Annotated in this window: 18 protein-coding genes and 1 pseudogene; 11 read left to right on the top strand and 8 right to left on the bottom strand. The window is 71.3% G+C overall.

Annotated elements, in window-relative coordinates:
* Positions 1-55 precede the first annotated feature (55 nt).
* The 3 genes from OG885_RS44755 to OG885_RS44745 form a co-directional block, all read right to left on the bottom strand.
* Positions 56-505 (bottom strand): GAF domain-containing protein, encoded by a 450-nt coding sequence (locus OG885_RS44755; RefSeq protein ID WP_331729066.1) that lies wholly within the window; start codon positions 503-505, stop codon positions 56-58.
* Entirely contained in the window at positions 495-974 is a 480-nt protein-coding gene (locus tag OG885_RS44750; protein ID WP_331729064.1) for a hotdog domain-containing protein, read from the bottom strand. Before OG885_RS44750 ends, OG885_RS44755 begins: the two co-directional genes overlap by 11 nt.
* 69 nt (positions 975-1,043) lie before the next feature.
* Positions 1,044-2,630, bottom strand: coding sequence for a GMC family oxidoreductase N-terminal domain-containing protein (locus OG885_RS44745; protein WP_331729062.1), 1,587 nt, complete (start codon positions 2,628-2,630; stop codon positions 1,044-1,046).
* A 110-nt stretch (positions 2,631-2,740) separates the two neighbouring features.
* Between OG885_RS44745 and OG885_RS44740 the strand changes: the two genes are divergently transcribed.
* Positions 2,741-3,496, top strand: a complete 756-nt coding sequence (locus OG885_RS44740) for a TetR/AcrR family transcriptional regulator (protein ID WP_331729060.1) — start codon at positions 2,741-2,743, stop codon at positions 3,494-3,496.
* Here the strand turns inward: OG885_RS44740 and OG885_RS44735 are convergent.
* Positions 3,488-6,274 carry an AAA family ATPase gene (locus tag OG885_RS44735; protein ID WP_331729058.1) on the bottom strand — a complete coding sequence of 929 codons (2,787 nt, stop codon included), beginning with the start codon at positions 6,272-6,274 and terminating at the stop codon, positions 3,488-3,490. The genes OG885_RS44740 and OG885_RS44735 overlap by 9 nt on opposite strands.
* A gap of 185 nt (positions 6,275-6,459) precedes the next feature.
* On the opposite strand from OG885_RS44735, the gene OG885_RS44730 reads away from it, so the two are divergent.
* The gene (locus OG885_RS44730; protein ID WP_331729056.1) at positions 6,460-7,728 is read left to right on the top strand and encodes a cytochrome P450; all 1,269 of its coding nucleotides are present in this window, start codon (positions 6,460-6,462) and stop codon (positions 7,726-7,728) included.
* Between the two features lies 1 nt (position 7,729).
* Here the strand turns inward: OG885_RS44730 and OG885_RS44725 are convergent.
* Positions 7,730-8,098, bottom strand: a pseudogene (locus tag OG885_RS44725) (DUF6924 domain-containing protein); the annotation flags it as partial.
* Between the two features lie 132 nt (positions 8,099-8,230).
* On the opposite strand from OG885_RS44725, the gene OG885_RS44720 reads away from it, so the two are divergent.
* From OG885_RS44720 to OG885_RS44705, 4 genes are all read left to right on the top strand, one after another.
* Positions 8,231-8,425 carry a hypothetical protein gene (locus tag OG885_RS44720; protein WP_331729052.1) on the top strand — a complete coding sequence of 65 codons (195 nt, stop codon included), beginning with the start codon at positions 8,231-8,233 and terminating at the stop codon, positions 8,423-8,425.
* A 202-nt stretch (positions 8,426-8,627) separates the two neighbouring features.
* Positions 8,628-10,370, top strand: coding sequence for a ubiquinone-dependent pyruvate dehydrogenase (poxB, locus tag OG885_RS44715; protein ID WP_331729050.1), 1,743 nt, complete (start codon positions 8,628-8,630; stop codon positions 10,368-10,370).
* 82 nt (positions 10,371-10,452) lie between these two features.
* Complete coding sequence (locus tag OG885_RS44710) at positions 10,453-10,926, top strand: MarR family transcriptional regulator (protein ID WP_331729524.1); 474 nt, start codon at positions 10,453-10,455, stop codon at positions 10,924-10,926.
* An 80-nt stretch (positions 10,927-11,006) separates the two neighbouring features.
* On the top strand, positions 11,007-12,641 hold the full coding sequence (locus OG885_RS44705) for an MDR family MFS transporter (RefSeq protein WP_331729522.1): 1,635 nt from the start codon (positions 11,007-11,009) through the stop codon (positions 12,639-12,641).
* A 418-nt stretch (positions 12,642-13,059) separates the two neighbouring features.
* Here OG885_RS44705 and OG885_RS44700 read toward each other — a convergent pair whose 3' ends face one another.
* Positions 13,060-13,245, bottom strand: coding sequence for a hypothetical protein (locus OG885_RS44700; RefSeq protein WP_331729049.1), 186 nt, complete (start codon positions 13,243-13,245; stop codon positions 13,060-13,062).
* Positions 13,246-13,386: 141 nt separating this feature from the next.
* Here OG885_RS44700 and OG885_RS44695 point away from each other — a divergent pair, with 141 nt between their 5' ends.
* A complete protein-coding gene (locus OG885_RS44695; RefSeq protein ID WP_331729048.1) occupies positions 13,387-13,770 on the top strand; it encodes a response regulator in 384 nt (127 codons plus the stop codon).
* 128 nt (positions 13,771-13,898) lie between these two features.
* Positions 13,899-14,867, top strand: a complete 969-nt coding sequence (locus OG885_RS44690) for a PAS domain-containing protein (RefSeq protein WP_331729046.1) — start codon at positions 13,899-13,901, stop codon at positions 14,865-14,867.
* Between the two features lie 10 nt (positions 14,868-14,877).
* Here the strand turns inward: OG885_RS44690 and OG885_RS44685 are convergent, their stop codons facing one another.
* Positions 14,878-16,275: a CHASE3 domain-containing protein gene (locus tag OG885_RS44685; protein ID WP_331729044.1), complete on the bottom strand. Its 1,398-nt coding sequence runs from the start codon at positions 16,273-16,275 to the stop codon at positions 14,878-14,880.
* 131 nt (positions 16,276-16,406) lie between these two features.
* Positions 16,407-16,979: a transcriptional regulator gene (locus OG885_RS44680; RefSeq protein WP_331729042.1), complete on the bottom strand. Its 573-nt coding sequence runs from the start codon at positions 16,977-16,979 to the stop codon at positions 16,407-16,409.
* An 848-nt stretch (positions 16,980-17,827) separates the two neighbouring features.
* Between OG885_RS44680 and OG885_RS44675 the strand changes: the two genes are divergently transcribed.
* Genes OG885_RS44675 through OG885_RS44665 form a run of 3 tightly spaced genes read left to right on the top strand, consistent with a single transcriptional unit; the run spans position 17,828 to position 20,747 of the window.
* Positions 17,828-18,859: a bifunctional DNA primase/polymerase gene (locus tag OG885_RS44675; protein ID WP_405743292.1), complete on the top strand. Its 1,032-nt coding sequence runs from the start codon at positions 17,828-17,830 to the stop codon at positions 18,857-18,859.
* On the top strand, positions 18,856-20,361 hold the full coding sequence (locus OG885_RS44670) for a phage/plasmid primase, P4 family (RefSeq protein ID WP_331729038.1): 1,506 nt from the start codon (positions 18,856-18,858) through the stop codon (positions 20,359-20,361). The genes OG885_RS44675 and OG885_RS44670 overlap by 4 nt, the downstream gene beginning before the upstream one ends.
* Entirely contained in the window at positions 20,358-20,747 is a 390-nt protein-coding gene (locus OG885_RS44665; RefSeq protein WP_331729035.1) for a DUF6009 family protein, read from the top strand. The genes OG885_RS44670 and OG885_RS44665 overlap by 4 nt, the downstream gene beginning before the upstream one ends.
* The last annotated feature ends 4 nt before the right edge of the window (positions 20,748-20,751 follow it).

Raw genomic sequence — 20,751 nt, 5'->3', positions numbered from 1 at the left:
CCTTTCCTGAGGGTCGCTCATGTCCTCAGTCTGGAAGCCGCCGTCAGGCCTGGGATCAGTCGTTTGACTGTCGGGGCCGCGGCACGAGAACCCCCGTGGTGGGCAGCGACTCCGCATCGGCTTCGAGCTTCGCCAACTCGCCCTCGGTCAGCTCGTGTTCGTCCAGCCAGGCGAGGCCGACGACGGCACGGACCGCGCCGTCCGTGCCGCGCACGGGCAGCGCGACGGCGGCCTTGCCGTCCACGGCCCTGGCTCCCGGCTTGACCGCCCCGCTGTCGTCCTCCTTGAGATTGCAGGTCTGAACCGGCCGGTCCCGCTCCCAGGCGAGGCCCGCCATGCCCTTGCCGAGCAGGATCCGCGCGGTGATCTCCTGGACCTTCAGCGGGATGTTGTGCGCGGCCGCGATGTGCAGCAGGTTGTCCCGCACGACGTGGACCGTCCCGGCGACGGCCCCGTGGCGGTCGAGCAGCTCGCGCAGCCAGACGTTCGTCGACTCATCGAGCATGGTGGTCCCCGCCTTCCGGCAGGCCGAGGGTGCGGGCGATCTCCGGGACCTGCCCGGACCACGGAGTGGGCCTCATGGTGGCGCTGTCGAGGCGGACGACCGTACGGCTGCCGTGGGCGTAGGTCACCTTCCCGTCGGCCGAACACACCCGGTAACCCGCGGTGGCCGAGGTGGTGCCCAGGCGCCGCATCCACAGGTGTACGGCGTACGCGCCGATCTCCGCGACGGGGCGGTCGTAGGTGATGTCGAAGGTCTTGGCGACGTTGAAGCCGTCCCCTTCGAGACCGCTCGTGCCGCCGACACCCTTGCCCCGCCAGAACCACCCCCACGCCCGCTCGACCAGCACCTGGTAGTGCCCGTTGTGCAGCAGGCCCATCGAGTCCAGGTCGTCGAAGTGGACGACCACGGGCAGCAGAACGCCGACATCGGCGCCTGGTATGTCGGCGGCGGTGGGGGAGGTGACGGTCATCGTTGCTCCTAGGATCGTGTCATCCGCCCGCAGGCTGATACATGTGCACACGTATCAGCGAGGATAGCTTCAGGCGTCGCCGCGGACGAACTCGACGGCGCGCTCCGCGATGGCGTACACGGTCGCGTTGGTGTTGTTGGACGGGATCGACGGGATGACGGAGCCGTCCGCCACACGCAGCCCCTCCAGCCCGCGGACCCGCAGCGCGGAGTCCACCACGGAGACCTCGTCCTCACCGAGCGCGCAGGTGCCGACGGGGTGGCAGTAGGACGCCACGGAGGTACGGGCGTACCAGGCGAGTGCCTCGGCGTCGGTGACCTCCGGGCCCGGGGCGACCTCCTCGGCACCCCAGGGGACCAGCGCGGCGGACCGGGCGATCGCGCGCGCCGTCTCGATCCCGGCCAGAGCGACGCGGACGTCCCGTTCGTCGGTGTAGTAGCCCGGGTCGAGCACCGGCCGCGCGTACGGGTCGGCGGAGGTGATCCGCACAGTGCCCCGACTGTAGGGCCGCAGCGGCGAGACCCCGATGCTGAAGCCGTTCTCCACGGGGGCCACCGGGTTCGGGAACGGGACGTCGACGAAGATGAGTTGCAGGTCGGGACCGGCGAGTTCGGGTGTGCTGCGCAGCAGACCGATGATCTCGCCGTGATTGCCGCGCGGCTCGGGCACCGTACGGCGGACGCTGTGCACGAGGCTGACGCGCGGGTGGTCGTGCAGATTGCGGCCCACGCCGGGCAGCTCGTGGAAGAGCTCCACACCGGCCTTGCGCAGCTCCCACTCGGGGCCGATGCCCGTGCGCAGCAGCAGCTGGGCGGAGCCGATGGTGCCGGCGGTCAGGACGACCTCGCGTGCGGCTCGCACGGTGAGGACACGGCCGCCGACCCCGAACTCGACGCCCGTGCAGCGCTGTCCGTCGAAGAGCAGCCGGTGGGCCGTCGCCCCGGTGACGACGTCGAGGTTGCGGCGTCCGAGGGCGGGGGTGAGGTAGGCGTCGGCGGCGCTCTGGCGGCGACCGACGACGATGTTCAGGTCGACCGGTGCGAAGCCTTCCTCCAGGCCGCCGCTGATGTCGTGGGCCCGGCGCTGTCCCGTCTCGATCGCGCCGTCGAGGCAGGCGAGCAGTACCTCGTTGGGCTCGGCCGTCGGGGCGACGGTCAGCGGGCCGTTGGTGCCACGCCCCGGGGCGCCGCTGACGGCGGTCTCGGTGCGCTGGAAGTAGGGCAGGAGGTCGTCGAAGGTCCAGCCCTTGGCGCCGTGGTCGCCCCAGTCTGCGTAGCTGGTGTGGTGGCCGCGGGCGAAGACCATGGCGTTGATCGACGACGAACCCCCGAGTCCCTTGCCGCGCGGGAGAAGGACGCGGGGGCCGGGTTCGTGGAGGACGGAGCCGGAGTGCTGGGGGACAGTGGTGTCGCCCCAGTTGGCCGGCGTCCCGCCCAGGGCGGGCCAGGCCGGCGGGTAGGCCATGAACTCCGGCATGTCTGCCGTGGCGGCGCCGGCCTCCAGAAGCAGGACGCGGACATCGGCGTCCTCGGTGAGCCGGGCGGCGAGGACACAGCCGGCCGATCCTCCGCCGACGACGATCACGTCGTACACCTGTTTCGCGACGCGCTCCGGGTCGGCGGCGGACGGGGAACTTGCTGAGTGCTGACGGTCCATGACTACGAGGCTCCCTCGATGTGCATACGTGTGAGTGGGCGAACAGTGGCCCGTTATCAAACGTATCACCTAATGAATCACTGATACGTAAGCGCTGATATCGTCGATCCATGGAGACGGAGACGCGGGCGGAAACGGAAGACCAAGCCCTGACAGCGCGACGGAGGATCGTCCTGGCCGCGGCCAGGCTGTTGGAGGAGGACGGTCCTGAGGCGGTCTCGACCCGGGCCGTCGCCACCGCCGCCGGCGTGCCGGCACCCTCGATCTTCCGGCTCTTCGGGGACAAGGAAGGGCTGCTGGAGGAGGTGGCGGACCACGGCTTCAAGCGCTACCTGGAGGTGAAGGCCGAACTGCTCTCCGGCGACGACCCGGTCCAGGTGCTGCGGGACGCGTGGGATCTGCACATCCGCTTCGGGCTCGAACACCCCGGCTACTACGGGCTCGTCTACGGCCAGGTCCGCCCCGGTCATCTGCCGCAGGCCGGACAGCGGGCCGTCGCCGGCCTGCGCGGCATGATCACGCGGGTCGCCGCGGCCGGGCGGTTGCGGATGAGCATCGAGCGCGCCACCGAGGTGATGCACTCCGCGGGCGTGGGCACGATCATCACGCTGCTGAGCCTGCCCGACGACCACCGGGACCTGCGGAGCTCCGAAACCGCCCGGGAGATGGTGATCGACACGCTCACCCTTCCGGCGCCGAAGGACCCCGGCGGCGCCGCCCTCGCGAGCCGCGCCATGTCCCTGCGCACCGCGCTCGACCAGGACACGGCCGTACCCCTCAGCCCCGGCGAGCGGACCCTGCTGGGCGAGTGGCTCGACCGGCTGGCGGACGGCGACCGAGGGGTTCGGGGGCGGGCGTCAGCCTGAGTCCCGCTGTCGCAGCGCGTCCCGCAGGGCCACCCGGGAGGCGATGCCGAGCTTGGGATAGATCTGGTACAGGTGGGCGCCGACCGTGCGGTGGGAGATGAACAGGCGCTCGGCGATCTGCTTGTTGGTCAGTCCGGTCGCGGCGAGCTCCGCGATCTCGCGTTCCTGCGCGGTGAGCACGCCCCCGCTCCGGTCGTCCGGATGCGGTACGACCCGGCCGGCCGCCCGCAGCTCCTTGCGCGCCCGCTCGGCCCAGGCCGCCGAGTCCAGCTGCTGGAACGTCTTCAGCGCGGCCGTCAGCGGAGCCTTGGACTCGGACAACGCCCTTGACCTGCGCAGCCACTCGCCCTGTGCCAACCGCACCCGCGCCAGGGAGAACGGCCACCGTTCCGCGTCCGGTGTGGCCAGCGCGCGGGCGAACAGGCGGGCCGCCTCGACGTCGTCGTCCGCGACGAGCGCCTCGGCGCAGTCGGCCATCATGCCCAGACGCGGGGAGAGCCCCGCGACGTTCGTCTCCCGCAGCGCCCGCACGTGCGCGACGGCCGCCGCACGCCGGTCGGTGCGCACGGCGGCCTCGACCACCTCGAAGAACACCCACGACGCGTGAGCGACGTACGGCGGGAAGCTGCCCGCGGGGCTGATGGCGGTGAGCCGGCCGAACGCCGCGTCGAAGTCGCCGTCCGCGATGTCCGCGAGGGCATGTACGTGCAGGGCGCAGTGCACGGCCTCCCGGATACCGCGCGGCGCCGCCCAGTTGGTCATCGCGTCGGCGAGCGCGTGCGCGGTCTCGGTGTCACCCCGGGACGCGTTCACCAGCCCTTTGGTGTACTGGGAGAACCAGGTGCAGACGGCGTACCCGGACCGCTCGCACAGCGTCAGCCCCTCCTCCGACAGCTCCAGGACCTCGGTCCACCTGCCCCGGTGGTAGTCGTCCAGGCACAGATGCAGCAGGGCGCCGATGTGCCGGCGCACCGGACCGCCCTCGCGGCCCTGCCGCACCAGCCGCCACGCCGCCTCCCGCACGGCGGCCAGCCGGTCCGGGTACAGGGCGGCGGTTCCCACCCGTACGACGCGCGCGGGATCGGTCTCCTGCAACGCGCCCTCGATGATCTCGTCCAGCTCCCGCAGCGTCGCCGCGTCGGCGCGCGCGGGGTCGCCCCAGGCGCGGGCGGCGACCAGCAGCAGCGGCGGGGGAGCGGGGCGCAGCCGCTCGACCGCCCGGTAGTAGGGCTCCCAAAGCCCCTCGTCGGCCCCGTAGTTGCACAGCAGCAGCAGGAAGTGCAGGGCGTCGATGAGTGCGGGGTCCTCGGCGTCGTAGCCGTGGTCGCCCTCCTCGATGGCGCCGACCAGGAGACGGTGGGCGGTGGCGAGGTCGCCGTCGCTGTTCAGCACGAGCTGCACGGCGGCGTTCGCGGAGTGCAGGGACATGCCCTGCCCCGGATCCGCCCGTGAGGCGTCCGCGAGCAGCGCGGAGGCGCTGCGCAGGGCGCCGATCGCCTCGGCGCCCACATAGGCGGCCTCCGACAGCCGGCGCGCCCGGTCGGCGTTTCGCGGGCTGAGGTCGGCGGCCCGGGTCAGCGCGGCGATCGCGGCGACGGCGTCCCCGCGGTCCAGGATGCGCCGCGCGGTGCGCTCCAGGAGGAGGGCCACCTGCTCGTCGGGCTGGAGGGTGGCTTCACCGAGGTGCCAGGCACGTTGCTCCGGCCTGTCGGCCGACACCTGGGCCAGGACGCGGTGAGCCGCTCGGCGGGCGCTGCTGGGGGCGGCCTCGACCACGGCGGACATGATCAGCGGATGCCGGAACACCAGTCGGCGCGGGGGCTCCGAGACCCCGACGAGCCTGTCCTCCTCCGCCGCGTCGAGGGCGCGCAGGTCCGCCTCGCCGGTCAGTTCCCGTGCGGCCGCCGACAGCACACCGAGGTCACCCGTGCCGTCGAGGGTGGCGAGCAGCAACAGGTCGCGGGTCGCGGCCGGCAGGGCCTGGACCCGGGAGACGAACAACGACTGGAGGCGTTCGCTCAGCGGCAGCAGGGCCGGCAGGATCTCCCGGGCCCGGCGCTGGTCGGCGCGCAGCGCGCCGGGCAGTTCGAGCAGGGCCAGCGGATTGCCCTGCGCGGCCTCCAGCAGCCGTCGCCGCACCGGGAGCGCCAGCTCGGGGAAGCGCTGGTCGACGAGGCGGGCGGCGGAGTCCTCGTCCAGGGCGCGCAGTTCGTACGAGGAGAGGCCGCCGGCGTCGAAGAAGCTGCCGACGCCGGTGCGGGAGGCGGCGAGGAAGCCGATGCGCTCGCCGGAGAGCCTGCGGGCGACGAAGCCGAAGACGGCGGCGCTGGCCCGGTCCACCCAGGGCAGATCGTCCACGATCAGCAGGACGGGGCCCGCCTCGGCCGCCGACCGCACCAGCGCCAGCGCCGCGTTGCACACCACCAGCCGCTTGGGAGGCGGCCCCGCGCCGAACCCCAGGGCGACGCTGATGGCCTCCCGGCCGGCGGGGTCGAGCCGGTCCAGGGCGTCGTACAGCGGCAGCAGGATCTGGTTCAGCGCCGAGTAGCTGACGTCCGCCTCGAACTCGGCGCCCGCCGCCCGCAGCACACGTGTGCCGCTCTCGGTGGCCGCCCGGGCCACGGCGTCCAGCAGCGCGGACTTGCCGACACCGGGATCACCGGACAGCAGCAGCGCACCGGCGGCGGGTTGCTCGAACACACCGAGGATGTGACGCAGGTCGCGTTCCCGTCCCAGCAGCCGGTCGATGGCACTGACCTGCGCCGCGTCAGTGAACACGGGCCACACATCCCTTCATCGGTGCCCAGCCATTGTAGGAGTGCGCCGGTCGACATCGTGTGCCGTGCCCGCGCGGGGAGCACCAGCATGCGAACGATGCATGTGTGAACCTTCCGCCCGACTGGCCTCGTGTCCTGCACGACGGCCGTTGCACCCGGCAGGGCGTCCGGAGCGAGGGATCAGGGATGGACACGCAGCAACAGACCCGATCGGACGGAGAACCGTATGAGCCGCACGGTCCGGGCGATCCGCACGAGCTGGTGGTCATGGGCCCGGAGTTCAAGGCGGATGCCCCCCGGCGCTTCGCGCGACTGCGGGCCGAGGGACCGATCCACCGGGCGCAGTTCTTCCCCGGCCTGACCGGTTGGATCGTCGTCGACTACGACCTCGCCCGTGAGGCGCTGACCCATCCGGCGTTGCTGAAGGACCCGGAGCCGGCCGTGGCGATGCTGGAGGCGGTGGGGTTCCTCGGGCACAAGCGCGGTACCGGGTTCGGCGGGCAGATGCTGGAGGCGGACCCGCCCGAGCACACCCGGCTGCGCCGACTGGTGTCCGGCGTCTTCTCGCCCAAGCGGTCCGCGGCGATGGAACCGCGCATCACCCAGATCGCGAACGAGCTCATCGACGCCATGCCGCCCTCCGGTGAGCTGGACCTCGTACCGTCCTTCACGGCGCCGCTGCCGGTCACGGTGATCGCCGAACTGCTCGGCATCCCGGAGGCCGACCGGCAGGACTTCCGCCGGTGGACGGCGCTCGCCTTCCAGGTGGGCCACCCCGAGTACGCCACCGCGGTGGCGAGCCTGCACGGCTTCCTGCGCCAACTCGTCGAGGACAAGCGCCGCGCCCCCGGCGACGATCTGCTGTCGGCGCTCGTCGCCGTCCGCGACCAGGACGACGGTCGCCTCTCCGAGGAGGAACTGGCCGGTACGGCGGCCCTGCTCGTCATCGCCGGCCACGAGACCACCGTCAACCTGCTGGGCAACTCCGTGCTGGCCCTGCTCCGACACCCCGACCAGCTGCGGCTGCTCCGTGACGACCCGGGTCTGCTGCCCGACGCGATCGAGGAGTTCCTGCGCTACGACACCTCCGTCGAGCGCACCACGAACCGGTACGCGGCGCAGGACCTGGAGCTCGGCGGGGTGCACATTCCCCGCGGCGGCATCGTCGCGGTGGCGCTCGCGTCCGCGAACCGTGCCGCCCCGCTACCCGGCGGCGGTGACGCCGACGCGCTCGACATCACCCGTCCCGTCGCCCGCCATCTCGCCTTCGGCCACGGCATCCACCACTGCCTGGGCGCCCCGCTGGCCCGCCTGGAGGCCCGCGTCGCCCTGCACACGCTGCTCACCCGCGTGCCGCACCTGGAACTGGCGGTGCCCGCCCAGTCGCTGGACTGGTTCCCGGCCGGCATGGTGCGGGGCGTGCTGTCGCTGCCGGTGCGCTACCGCCTGGGGTGAGTCAGAATCCGCGGAAGACGCCGTCCTTCCCGGCGGCGTCCACGAACTCCTCCCAGGCCATGGTGGCCATAGAGAGGTTGTTCTCGACGGCCGCCAGGTGCGCTGCCGTGACCCGGAGTTCCTCGTGGCCCTGTGCGGGTTCCTCGTCGTCCGCGCCCGCCGACAGGCCGGCCAGCAGCGGCATCTCCGCCTCCGTCACGGGCCTGGTGTCCGCAACGAACAGCAGCTCCTGGTCGACGGCGGCGGCGAGCGAGACGAGCTGCTCGGCGGTCAGGTCGCGGTAAGCGTGGTCGTCGACGACGTGGACGTAGGCGACGAAGCCGTCCTCGGTCGGGGTGTTCACCGCCGTAAGAAGTGCCTGCCAGGCCGTCTCGTCGGAGAAGCCGTCGGAGGTTCACGTCCTCATTTCGTCACCGGCTTGACAGGTGACGCACTGCGGGCGCAAGCTGACAGTGGTCCCGGCCGACGGGCCCGTTCACGATCGACGAAGTGGAGGCTGGCCATGAGCCAGGAAGCCACCATGGACACCGCCGCGGCGGTCCGGCACGCACGCTTCGGCAAGCTGCCCGAGCGCATCCGGTACGAGGACATGACGGAAGAGGTGCAGTCCGCGCCGCATGGCGGGGCCAACCCCTCGCCCGGCGAGACCGCCGCGTACCGCACCTTCTCCTGCCTCGCCCTCGACCTGGGGCTCTAGACCCCGTAGCCGTCAAGGAGCCCGCCCCCTGTGTGAAAGGGTGCGGGCTTCCGGTGTGAATCCGGCAATTCCGGCAGTCGGACGACCCAGCAACCCTCGCCACCCACACCCCGCCCACGCAGTCATTCGACGGATGTGTGCGCAATGCACGTTCCCGAACACTGATCGGGAACACACTCACACCCGACGAAAGGCACCCCGCATGCCCACCTTCGCCGACCATGTCATCGCCTCGCTCAAGGCCTCCGGCGTGCGGCGCCTGTACGGACTGCCCGGCGACTCGCTCAACGGCCTGACGGACGCCATACGCCGGGACGACGACGTCGACTGGGTCCATGTGCGGCACGAGGAGAGCGCCGCGCTCGCGGCGACGGCCGAGGCCGGGCTGACCGGAGAGCTCGGCGTCTGCGTCGGCAGCTGCGGCCCGGGCAACCTGCACCTCATCAACGGCCTCTTCGACGCCCAGCGCAGCCGGGTGCCGGTCCTCGCCATCGCCGCCCAGATCCCCGGCAGCGAGATCGGCTCCGGCTACTTCCAGGAGACCCGCCCGCAGGAGCTGTTCGCCGACTGCAGCGTCTATGCCGAGGTCGTCACCAGCCCCGAGAACGGGCCGCGCATCCTGGAGACGGCGATGCGTGCGGCCGTGGAACGCCGGGGAGTTGCGGTCGTGGTCGTGCCCGGCGAGAACTTCCTCGCCAAGACCGGCCGGGACCTCGCCCCCACCGTCGTACGCCCGGCCCGGACCGTCGTCCGCCCCGACGACGAGACACTCGCCGAGGCCGCCGAACTCCTCAACGCCGCCCAGCGGGTCACCATCCTCGCGGGCGCCGGAGCGGCCGGCGCGCACGACGACCTGGTCCGGCTCGCGCAGACCCTCAAGGCCCCGGTCGTGCACGCCCTGCGCGGCAAGGAGTACGTCGAGTACGACAACCCGTACGACGTCGGCATGACCGGCCTGCTCGGCTTCGCCTCCGGCTACAAGGCGATCGAGGAGGCCGACACCCTGCTCATGCTGGGGACCGACTTCCCCTACCGGCAGTTCTATCCGCAGGGCGCCAAGGTGATCCAGCTCGACCTGCGCGGCGAGCAGATCGGCCGCCGCACCCACGTCGACCTGCCCCTGGTCGGCAGCGTCCGGGACACCCTGCCCGCTCTGCTGCCCCTGCTGTCCGTCAAGACCGCGGGGCCCGCCCGCGACCACCTCGACCAGGCCCGCGCCCACTACGCCCGCACCCGCAGGTCCCTGGACGCGCTCGCCGTCAACGACCGCGAACGCACCCCGATCCACCCGCAGTTCGTGGCCCGGACCATCGACCGGCTCGCGGACGAGGACGTGGTGTTCACCGTCGACGTCGGCTCCCCGGTGGTGTGGGCGGCCCGCTATCTGACCTTCAACGGCCGGCGACGGCTGATCGGCTCCTTCAACCACGGCACGATGGCCAACGCCCTGCCGCACGCGGTCGGCGCGCAGGCGGCGTACCCGGGCCGTCAGGTCGTCTCGCTGTCCGGCGACGGCGGGCTCACCATGCTGCTCGGCGAGCTGTTCACGCTGCGGCAGAACCGGCTGCCGGCGAAGATCGTCGTCTTCAACAACGGGTCGCTCAATTTCGTCGAGCTGGAGATGAAGGCCGCCGGCATCGTCAACTACGCGACCGAACTGGACAATCCGCAGCTCGCCGAGGTCGCCGCCGCGATCGGACTGTGGGCCCGCCGGGTCGAGCGGCCCGGCGACCTGGAGGGCGCGCTGAAGGAGGCCTTCGCCCACGAGGGCCCGGCGCTGGTCGAGGTCATGACGGCACGCCAGGAGCTGTCCGTGCCGCCCGCGGTCTCGGTGGAGCAGGCCAAGGGCTTCACCCTCTACGCGATCCGCACCGTCCTCTCCGGCCGCGGCGAGGAACTGCTCGACCTGGTGACCACCAACGTGGCCCGCCGCATCCTGCGCTGACGAACCCCGGTCCAAGGACCGGGCAACCCCGACGAAACGGTTGCCTCAAGCAATGAAACAGCAGAAGCAACGGGAGACACATGTGGGTGAGAGAGCCCAGTACGAGGAGCTGACACGCCAGCTGAGCGCCGTGGGTGCCGTACGACGTCAGTTGGACCGAAACCTGCCCGGCGGCTGCTCCAGCGGAACCGCTGTGGTGCTGGCCCTGCTCGACCGCGACGGCGACCTGCGCATCGGCAGGCTCGCCGAACTGCTCGGCGTCGACATGTCGGTCACCAGCCGCCACGTGGCTGACCTGGCCGAGCGGGGCTGGATCGACCGCAGCCCCGACCCCGCCGACCGGCGCTCGCGCATCCTGCGCCTGACCCCCGAGGGCCGCGACCGGCTGGCCGAACTGTCCGACCGCGCCGCCGAGTTGCTCGCCCTGCGGCTGAGCGACTGGAGCGACGAGGACATACGCAGGCTGACGTCACTGCTGTCCCGGCTCCGGGCGAGCTTCGACGACACCCCCACCCGTATAGACACCCCCACCCGTATCCCCGCAGTCACCTGTTAAGGACGAGAAACCCCATGACAACCACCCCCAGAGCCGGCGCACCGGCCGACCGGAAACAGGTGGCGGACGACGCCGTACCGATGACCCATCCGCAGATCATGCGGGCCCTGTCGGGGCTGCTGCTCGGCCTGTTCGCCGCCATCCTGTCCTCGACCGTCGTCACCAACGCGCTGCCCAAAATCATCGGCGACCTCGGCGGCGGCCAGAGCGCCTACACCTGGGTCGTCACCTCGTCCCTGCTGGCGGTCACCGCCTCCACACCCCTGTGGGGCAAACTCGCGGACCAGTTCAGCAAGAAGATCCTGGTCCAGTCGGCGCTCGTCATCTACGCCGTAGGGTCGCTCGTCGCCGGTCTCGCGCCGAACCCCGCCGCACTGATCACCGCACGGGTCATCCAGGGCCTGGGCGGCGGCGGACTGTCCGCGCTCTCCCAGGTCGTGCTGGCGGCGATGATCGCCCCGCGGCAGCGCGGCCGCTACTCCGGCTATCTCGGCGCGACCTTCGCCGTCGCCACCGTCGGCGGCCCGCTCCTCGGCGGCGTCATCACCGACACCAGCTGGCTCGGTTGGCGGTGGTGCCTGTTCGTCGGCATCCCCTTCGCGATCGTCGCCCTGGTCGTGCTCCAGCGGACACTGAACCTTCCGGTGACCAAGCGCCGGGCCAAGGTCGACTGGACCGGCGCGTTCTTCGTCACGGCGGCCGTCTGCACCCTGCTGATCTGGGTCACCTTCGCCGACGACAAGTACGCCTGGCTGTCCTGGCAGACCTGCACGCTGGTCGGCGCCTCGCTCGTGCTCGGCCTTGTCTTCCTCTACGTCGAGACGAAGGCGAGCGAGCCGATCATCCCGCTGCGCCTGTTCCGCAACCGCACCATCACCCTCGCCTCGCTCGCCTCGCTGTTCTCCGGCGTCGCCCTCTTCGCGGGCACCGTGTTCTTCAGCCAGTACTTCCAACTCGCCCGCGGCGACTCCCCGACCAGGTCCGGCCTCATGACGATCCCGTTCATCGCCGGCCTGTTCATCGCCTCCACGGTCTCCGGCCGGATCATCACCCGCACCGGAAAGTGGAAGGGCTGGCTGCTCGCGGGCGGCGTACTGCTGACGGCCGGCCTCACGCTGCTGGGCATGCTCCGCCACGACACCTCGTACCTGTTCATCGCGCTGTGCATGGCACTGATGGGCCTCGGCGTCGGCATGACCCTCCAGAACCTCGTGCTGTGCACCCAGAACCAGGTGTCCCCGCACGACCTGGGCGCCGCCTCCTCCACGGTGACCTTCTTCCGCTCCCTCGGCGGCGCGGTCGGCGTCTCGGTGCTCGGCTCGGTCCTCACCACCCGCATCGCCCACTACGCCCGCGAGACCATCACCCAACTCGCCCCGCAGGACCGGGCGACCGCCGCGCAGACCTCCGGCGGCGGCCAACTGCCCGACCTCGCCCTCCTCCCCACCCCGGTCCGCACCTGGCTGGAGGGCGCCTACGGCCACGCCATCGGCGACATCTTCATGTACGTCGCCCCGATCGCCCTGATCTCCTTCCTGGTGACCCTCTTCATCAAGGAGGTCCCGCTGCGCGCCTCCAGCGCCCTGACCCAGGCGGCAGCACAGGCCAGGACCGCATCGGACGCACCGACTCCGCCGCTGCCCGACACGCCGGCTCCGGCAGCGTCCGACGCCCAGACACCCGCTGGACGTCAGGTCCCCGAACCGGGGGCCTAGCGCCCGACACCGGCTCGCTCGCCACACATCACCGGCGCTCTCCGCAGCGGGCGCGCCGGTGCCCGGCCGGGCAGGACGGACGCCGGTCCTCATCAGGCGTCCTGTCGGCCCGCGTCGTGACGTCTCCCGCCCTCGCGGGCCCGGCGCCGCACGGATCGACGGTCGGCGGTACGGCGCTGAGGACGCTGCGACCGCCGGAGCGCTGGACGACCCAGGCGCCGCACAGGGCCCCACCGTCGGCCTGGTGGCCGCGCAGTACGAGAAACCGCAGGTCGTCGCGGCGCTCCAGCTCCAGACGGACACCGTCGGCGGGGACGGCGAAGAGCTCGGCGAAGTACCCCTGCGCCTAGGGCCTGTCCGGCGGATCATGCCGCAGACGCGCCGCGGCTTTCCTCCGACTTGATCCGCCGGACAGGCCCTAGCCGGAGCCGGCCGTGCCGGGGGCGAACAGCCGCTGGAAGGACGCCGCGTCCTGATGCTTCACGGCCCTCAGGGCGGCGGCGCGCAGCGCGTCGGCGTCGAACGCTCCTGGGGCGGCGGGACCGTGCTGGCTCACCAGCGAGCCGCAGATCACCGCGAGCCACACCCCGATCCCGTCGGCCACCGCGCCCGACGTCTGCCGCCGCCCCGGGTGGGGTTTCCCCCACGGTCGCCGCGAGCGTGGCACCGACCTTGCCTGTGCATTACACAAAGCGTAGGGCTCCCCCTATGGTCCGGTGGTGAGGGGGTTCGGCATGCTGAAGGCATGTCCATCAACATCGTCGTCGTCGACGACGACCCTGGGTTCCGCCGCATCGCCACGACGCTGCTGACGGCACGTGGCCTGCATGTCGTGGCGGAGTCCCAGGACGGCGCCTCGGCGCTGGCCGCGGTGCGGACGCACCGTCCCGACGGACTGCTGCTCGATCTGCACCTGCCCGACACCGACGGACTGACCGTGGCACGCCGGCTGGCACAGGAGACACCGCAGAGCGACCGGCCGCGGATCGTGCTGACCTCCACCGACCAGTCGTTCTGGTCACCCGAGGAACTCCAGCGCGCGGGCATCGAGTCCTTCGTCGCCAAGGACAGACTCTTCGACGCCGACCTTCGCGGCCTGTTCACACCCGTCGTGCCCCCGACGGTGTGAGGGCGCTGGAGCAGCGACTCCAGCAGCCGAGTCAAATGACGTATGCGTGGCCGAGAATCGCCTGCCAGAGTCGTCCCAGCGGTGAGTGCGGCGGGCGAGCCGCCGGACCGGGGGGAAGGACATGCGCGATGACGTCGATCGCCGGCGATTGGGGAAGCGTCTTTGACGTCGTACGACAGCCTGTCTGGGCCGTGGACGCCACGCACACCGTGCGGTACGCGAACCCGGCGGCGGCCGAAGCGCTGGGACACGGCGACCCGTCTGAACTGCTGGGTTACGACGGCCGCCCCGGGCCCGCCCCGGACCACGCCAGCCGTGGCGAGGGCGCACTCACCCGGGCCGACGGCACCCTCCTGCCGGTGGAATGGACCCGGCTGCCCCTGCCCCCGGCGTCCGGCGACGCGACCCTGACCCTGTACCTCTTCCAGCCACTCGACGAACGGACTCCCGGCGACCGCGCGCCCCAGCCCCCTGGCGCACCGCTCCGGCTCCTCGCCCACCGGCAGGCCGCACGAGAGCGCCAGTACGCCGGGACCCTCCAGTACGACGTCCAGGAACGCCTGGTCAGAGCCCTGCTCGGGCTGAACATGGCCCGGCAGGAACTGGGCGCGACGTCGTCCCCGGGGGCGGAGCTGCTGCACGGTGCGGTACGCGACACCGAGGAGGCCCTGGCGGGCGTCCGGGAGGTCACCGACGCCCTGTGTCCCGGTGCCCTGCGCGCAGGCGGGCTTCCCGCGGCCCTCGCCGCTCTCGCCCGCCGCCACCCCGGACAAGTGACCGTCACCGGCACCCTGACCGGACGACTGCCCCAGCTGATCGAGACACACGGATACCTCCTCGTCGCCGAAGCAGTCGCACGCGCCCTGGACCACGCCGACGCCCACCACGTCCAAGTCACCGCGAACCACGGCCCCGAACTGGTGATCACCGTGGCGGACGACGGGACGCAACCCGCGACAGCCACCGACCTCGCGACACTGGCCGCCCTCACCGAACGCGCCACAAGCCTCGACGGCACCCTGACCACGCGACACACACCCGACACCGGAACCACACTCACCGCGAACATCCCCCTCGGGCCGACCCAAGGGCCCTGACAAGGCCAGGTCAGTCCCGGATCGGGATCTGGATCAGGACCGTGGTGCCGCCCCCGGCCGGCGAGTCGATGGCCAGCTTTCCGTCGAACGCCGCCACCCGGTCGGTCAGCCCGGTGATCCCACTGCCCGCGCTGGCCTTGCCCACGCCGCCCACACCGTCGTCGGCGACCTTGATCCGCAGGACGTCCCCGAACTCGACGGACACGTCGATGCGGGACGCCTCGGCATGCTTGACGGCGTTGGTCACCGCTTCGGCCACCACGAAGTACGCGTTGGACTCGACGGTGGAGGAGATCCGCCGCTCGTCCCTGCTCTCCACGACCGTCGGTACCGGGCACCGGGACGCCAGGTCCTGCACGGCCGCCACCAGCCCCTTCACCGTCAGCACCAGCGGGTAGATCCCGGAAGCGAGTTCACGCAACTCGTTGATCGCCGTCTGCGCGTTGTCGATGGACTGGTCCAGCAGGTCCGCCGTTGCCGCCTCCGTCTCGGGGAGCATCTCGCGTGCGAGCCGCAGCCCGATCATCAGGCTGACCAGGCGCTGCTGCGCCCCGTCGTGCAGGTCCCGGGCGGTACGCCGGTGCACGGCCTCGGTGTTTTCCATGATCCGGCGCCGGGTGTCCTGGAGGGAGGCGGCCATGCTGTTGAAGGAGGTGCCCAGTGCCCCGATCTCCGCCACCCTGCTCGGCGGAATCCGCATGCTCAGATCACCGCCCGCGAGTTCCTCCGCCGCGGTTGCGGCGCCGCGCACCGGCCGTACCACCGCACGGTGCTGGAGGATCGTGAAGACGGCCACCAGCGCGGTCGACGCGGCAAGCCCGATCGCCGCCGCCAGCACCGCCTGCCGGCTGTTCGTCCCCGCGGCGTCCGTGCGCTGCGCGAGCTGCGCGCGTTCGTCCGCCATGTACCGGTCGAACTGGGCCCGCAAGGTGTCGACGCGCTTCTTGCCCTCGGCGGTCGTCTTCAGCGAGGAGGCTGCCGGATCGTCGCGCCGGACCATCTCGACCAGCGGTACCGAGTAGTCGTTCAGGAACGACTGGACGCCCCGGGTGATCTGCTCGGCGGTGCGCCGCTGGGCCGCGGAGGTGGCGCTCCCGGTGAAACGCCGGGCTTCCGCGGGCAGCGCGGCACGTGCCTCACGCCACGGCTGGAGAAACGTTTCCTGCTTCGTGATCACGAAGCCCCGCTGCCCGGTCTCGAGATCGAGGAGCAGCTGCTCCATCGCGCCGACCTCGACCAGGGCGGTACGGGAGGCACGGCGGGCCGAGATGGAACTGTTCGCGTCGGAGATCGCCCACAGCAGCACCGCGAACGCCACCCCGATCAGCAGGGCGAGCAGACCGCTCGCCGCGACCGTGAGGCTCGTCAGCCCCAGTCGCCGGCCTCTGTACTCCTGCTGCGCACTCATGCTCCGCCCACCGCTGAGAAACCTGGACACCTGAAGTGTGCAATGTATCTCCCGGCCGAGGGTATGTGTATCGATCGCACACGTACCTCATCATGAGTGAGTGGTAGGGCGGGGCAGATGGCCCAGGCCGCTCAGGCCGCGAACCCGATGTTGGTGACGTACTCGTACTGCCCCCACTGCGAGCCCAGATCCACGATCTGGTCGACCCAGGCGTCGTCGAGGGCCTGGAGGTTGTCGGTGGCCCAGGCTTCGACGATGCGGTCCCAGTGGCGGATGTTGAGCGTGCGGAACTCCACCATGCGCTGGCGGGGGCGGGGGACCTGCGACTGGTTGAGGGGGTGGATCTCGACGCGGGTGCCACGGCCCTCGCGGTTGAGGCGGGCCAGGAGGTAGCGGGCGATGTTGTGGCGGCGGACGGTGCGGTAGGCCTGCTCGATGCGGTCGAGGTTCTTCTTGGAGGGGCTGCGCCTGCCGTCCAGCCACGCCTTCAGGGTGCGGTCGGTGACCGTCAGTCCCGCGGCACGCGCGGCGGCCCGGGCGTGGTCGGTGCGGGTGAGGTAGTGCAGGCGGGCCAGCAGACCGCGGCGGGCGGTGACGGGGGTGGCGATGTACCCGGCGAGGGCATCCAGGCGGCGGGCTACGGCCTCGTGGCCCTTGATGCCGCGGGCGCCGTACACGCCGAACTGATGAGTGCGCTCCGGCATTTCGGCTCCTTCCCACACCCCGGTGTCTCTTGCAGGAGATCAGTATGGGCCAGGAGGGAGTGAAGTTCGCCGTACGGGGTGGCGGTGTTGCCGTGTGGCCCGGGCCCGGTCTGGCGGAGCTCGGGTTCTGCTGGGTCGCTGTCGGTCGCTGTCAAAGAGGCCCAGGTCAGGGCGTTTTCGGTGGGTCACAGCGACTGAAGCGATTGAAAGTCGGAGATAGGGCGGGGAGGGGAAGCCCGCACCGGTGCTTTTCGGACGGCGCGGCTCCGGTCTCCTTCAGGTCAGATCCAGAGTCGCTTGAGTCGCTTCGGTAGCTGGGCCCGCAGATGGCGGCTGCTTCGGTCGCTGACCCTCGATCGGCCCGAAAAGCGACCAGCGACTGAAGACCAGCTACCCAAGGCGCTTCGGTAGCTCTTCAGTCGCTGTGAAGAAATGCCAGGTCAGATGGGTTCTGTTCAGGAAAACAGCGACTGAAGCGACTCAGCGACCAGGTATATGAAGACATTGGCGCGTGCGTGCGTGTGCGCGTGTGCGCGTCATATATTCAGTCGCTGAGTCGCTTCAGTCGCTGTTTTGGTCTCTCCACTACCTCTGACCTGCGGTTTTCTGAAAGCGACTGAGTAGCTACCGAAGACGTTCAGTCGCTGCGCTTCAGTCGCTCAGTCGCTGAGGCCCCCGGAGCGAATCGAATCTTTGTTTTCCACAGGGGACTCTCGGTTCCCACTTGCTTCGCTAGGCTGTTCCGGTCGCTCAGTCGCTTCGGTCGCTGGTGGGGGGTGCGCATGGCCTCTGAGCTGCACAACTCACGTAGCTACTCATCTCTGTCCGCCCCAGTCGCGGGCCCATTGGTGACAGCTCGGTGGTGTGCCAGCCGGGGATGGCCCGTTCATCCCCTCGCCCCGGGGCGCAAGACCCCCGCGGGCAACTGCGAGGACTGCCGGCGGCCCGGCCATCACCACAAGGGCTGCGGCTGCCCTGCCGCGGGCCGCTGGTGCCACGGATTCCACGCCGCCACGCTGGACTTCGCCCGTATCGAGCAGTGGTGGGGCGCCAACCCGGGCTTCGGCGTGGGCATCTCCTGCGGGCCCGCGGGCCTGCTGGTCGTCGACATCGACGCGCACGAACGCCAACTCCCGGACCGGGACCGCCTGCTGCCGGGCATCGCGATCTCCGACAGCATCGACCTGACCGGGCTGGCCAACGGCTTCCACACCCTCGGCGTGCTCGCCGCCCTGCGCGGCGTCACCAGCCCCGCCGACGACGAGACCACCCTGCGCGTCAGGACCCCCTCCGGCGGCCTGCACGTCTGGTACCGGGCGCACAGCGGGCACCGCTGGCAGTGCTCCACCGGCTCCGGCGCCCGCGCGCTGGCCTGGCAGGTCGACGTACGAGCGCACGGCGGCTACATCATCGCCCCCGGCACCGTGACGGACGCCGGGCTGTACGAGCCTGTGGGCCCCGCCCGGGAGCCCGCACCGCTGCCCGACTGGCTGGCCCGCGAGCTGGAGCGCACCGGGCACCTGCCGCCCGCGTACGTCCCCGCGCCCCGGCCGGTGCCGCCACGGGCCCGGCAGGCCGTCCTCGCCGCCGGAGGCGCCCAGGGGGCCGCCGGCCGCGTCCTGGCCGCGCTGCTCGCGGAGGTGGCCGCCTGTGCCGCCGTGACCGAAGGAGCCGCGTTCTCGGAGAAGTTGAACCGGGCCGCCTTCACCGCGGGCGGTCTGGTGGCCGGAGGACAGCTCGCCGCGGACGAGGCCGAGCACGCCCTCAGGGAGGCCGCCGAGCACGCCAGGCCGGGCCAGGAACGCCGCTACACGGCCATCATCCGCAGCGGCCTCAGCGCCGGCCGCACCCGCCCGCTGCTGCCGGGAGGTCGCGCATGACGTCCCGCCAGGAAGACGCCCTCTTCGACGCCCAGGCCGTCGCCGCGCAGATCCTCGCCCAGCGCCCGCCCGCGCCCGTCCCCTGCCCCGACGAGGCCGACCCCGTGCAGGCGGAGGCCACCGCCGACGGGCTGCTGCCCGACACCCTCAGCGACCGGGGCAACGCCAAACTGTTCGTCCGGCTCTACTCCAACGACTACCGGCACGTCCCCGGGCTCGGCTGGTTCCGCTGGGACAGCACCCGCTGGCAGATGGACGAGGACGACACCGTGATGTGGGCCGCCGGCGACCTCGCCGAGTCCCTCGCGAGCAACGACCCGCGCGGCGTGTACACCTCCCTGGCCCTCCAGCAGCACCGGCGCCGCGCCCTGAGCACCAGCGGCATGAACGCGATGCTCGCGCAGGCCAAGTCCGCGCCCGGCATGGTCCTCAACGCGGCCCGCCTCGACGCCGACCCGTACGCGCTGTGCACCCCGGCCGGAGTCGTCGACCTGCGCACCGGGCTGATCCGAACCCCCGACCCCGACAAGGACTTCCACTCCCGCTCCACCACCGCGGCGCCCCAGGCCATGCCCACCCCGCGCTGGGACCGTTTCCTCACCGACACCTTCGGCGAGGGCCCCGACGGCGCGGAGATGATCGACTTCCTGCATCTGCTGCTGGGCTACTCCATCACCGGCGACGTCGGCGGACAGGTCATGCCGTTCCTGTTCGGCTCCGGCAAGAACGGCAAGTCCGTGCTCCTCGACGTGCTGATCAAGCTCGTCGGGGACTACGCCGATGCTGCACCGCCCGGCTTCCTGATGGCCCGCCCCTACGAGGGACACCCCACCGACCTGGCCGAACTGCACGGCCGGCGCGTCATCGTGTGCAGCGAGGTCAAACCGGGCGACCGCTTCGACGAGGCGCGGGTCAAACTCCTGACCGGCGGCGACCGGATCAAGGCCCGCCGGATGCGCCAGGACTTCTTCAGCTTCCAGCCCACCCACAAACTCTGGCTGCTGGGCAACCACCGGCCCGAAGTGGGCACCGGCGGCTTCGCGTTCTGGCGCCGTATGCGGCTGATCCCGTTCGAACGGGTCGTCCCGGACGACCGGAAGGTCGACAACCTCGCGGACATCCTGGTCACCGAAGAGGGCCCCGGCATCCTCAACTGGCTGATCCTGGGCGCCCGTCGCTACCTGGGCGGCCAGAAGGACCTCAACGGCCCCGAGCGGGTACGGATCGCCACGACGGCGTACGCGGAGACCGAGGACCACACGGGACGCTTCCTGTCGGAATCCTGCCGACTCGCCCCGGAGTTGAGGGCCGAACAGGCACAGCTCTACGCGGTATATAAGAGCTGGTGTCACAATGAGGGCGCTCCGGCGCTCTCGTCCCGGGCCTTCGCGGCGCGGGTCCGTGAGGTGGTGGGACTGGAATCGCCCAAGGAGATGATTCTGTCCAACCAGCGTAAGTACTACCCGGGCATCGGACTTGTCGCCGACGAGGAGACAGCATGAGCGCCCTCATCACCGAGGACGAGCTCGTCCACGAGGACGACCTGGTCTGGCTCGAGGACATCAGCACGCTCGACTACGTGCGCCAGAGCCTGGACCGGCTGCCGACGCGCCGCGGCAAGCCCCCCTACCACCGCGACGGCCGCATGGTCGGGTACGCGGTGCTCGGCACCCGCGCCAAACCCTCCCGTTCCTCGGGCACGTTCCGCCGCCGGGTCTTCTGGCTGCTGCCGCACGACCGGGACACCGCCCCCGAGGGCCTGTACACGACGGGCGCGCCCGCTGAGGCCATAGACCCGCGCACCCTGGCGCCGGGCAGCAAGGGCCGCAAGACCGAGCGCTCCGAGGGCGGCCCGCTGTCGTCGGACGTGGCACAGCTCCAGCCCTGACGGC

Origin of the sequence: Streptomyces sp. NBC_00028 (genome assembly GCF_045041065.1) — a bacterium.
Lineage (GTDB): Bacteria > Actinomycetota > Actinomycetes > Streptomycetales > Streptomycetaceae > Streptomyces.
This window is presented reverse-complemented; position numbering and strand designations above follow the sequence as displayed.

Bases quoted from the DNA above. Each gene is read 5' to 3' on its own strand.
- OG885_RS44720 (WP_331729052.1), top strand. From the start codon at position 8,231: ATGAGCCAGGAAGCCACCATGGACACCGCCGCGGCGGTCCGGCACGCA.
- OG885_RS44740 (WP_331729060.1), top strand. From the start codon at position 2,741: ATGGAGACGGAGACGCGGGCGGAAACGGAAGACCAAGCCCTGACAGCG.
- OG885_RS44690 (WP_331729046.1), top strand. From the start codon at position 13,899: ATGACGTCGATCGCCGGCGATTGGGGAAGCGTCTTTGACGTCGTACGA.
- OG885_RS44685 (WP_331729044.1), bottom strand. From the start codon at position 16,275: ATGAGTGCGCAGCAGGAGTACAGAGGCCGGCGACTGGGGCTGACGAGC.
- OG885_RS44705 (WP_331729522.1), top strand. From the start codon at position 11,007: ATGACCCATCCGCAGATCATGCGGGCCCTGTCGGGGCTGCTGCTCGGC.
- OG885_RS44730 (WP_331729056.1), top strand. From the start codon at position 6,460: ATGGACACGCAGCAACAGACCCGATCGGACGGAGAACCGTATGAGCCG.
- OG885_RS44665 (WP_331729035.1), top strand. From the start codon at position 20,358: ATGAGCGCCCTCATCACCGAGGACGAGCTCGTCCACGAGGACGACCTG.
- OG885_RS44755 (WP_331729066.1), bottom strand. From the start codon at position 505: ATGCTCGATGAGTCGACGAACGTCTGGCTGCGCGAGCTGCTCGACCGC.
- OG885_RS44695 (WP_331729048.1), top strand. From the start codon at position 13,387: ATGTCCATCAACATCGTCGTCGTCGACGACGACCCTGGGTTCCGCCGC.
- OG885_RS44745 (WP_331729062.1), bottom strand. From the start codon at position 2,630: ATGGACCGTCAGCACTCAGCAAGTTCCCCGTCCGCCGCCGACCCGGAG.
- OG885_RS44680 (WP_331729042.1), bottom strand. From the start codon at position 16,979: ATGCCGGAGCGCACTCATCAGTTCGGCGTGTACGGCGCCCGCGGCATC.
- OG885_RS44750 (WP_331729064.1), bottom strand. From the start codon at position 974: ATGACCGTCACCTCCCCCACCGCCGCCGACATACCAGGCGCCGATGTC.
- poxB (WP_331729050.1), top strand. From the start codon at position 8,628: ATGCCCACCTTCGCCGACCATGTCATCGCCTCGCTCAAGGCCTCCGGC.
- OG885_RS44670 (WP_331729038.1), top strand. From the start codon at position 18,856: ATGACGTCCCGCCAGGAAGACGCCCTCTTCGACGCCCAGGCCGTCGCC.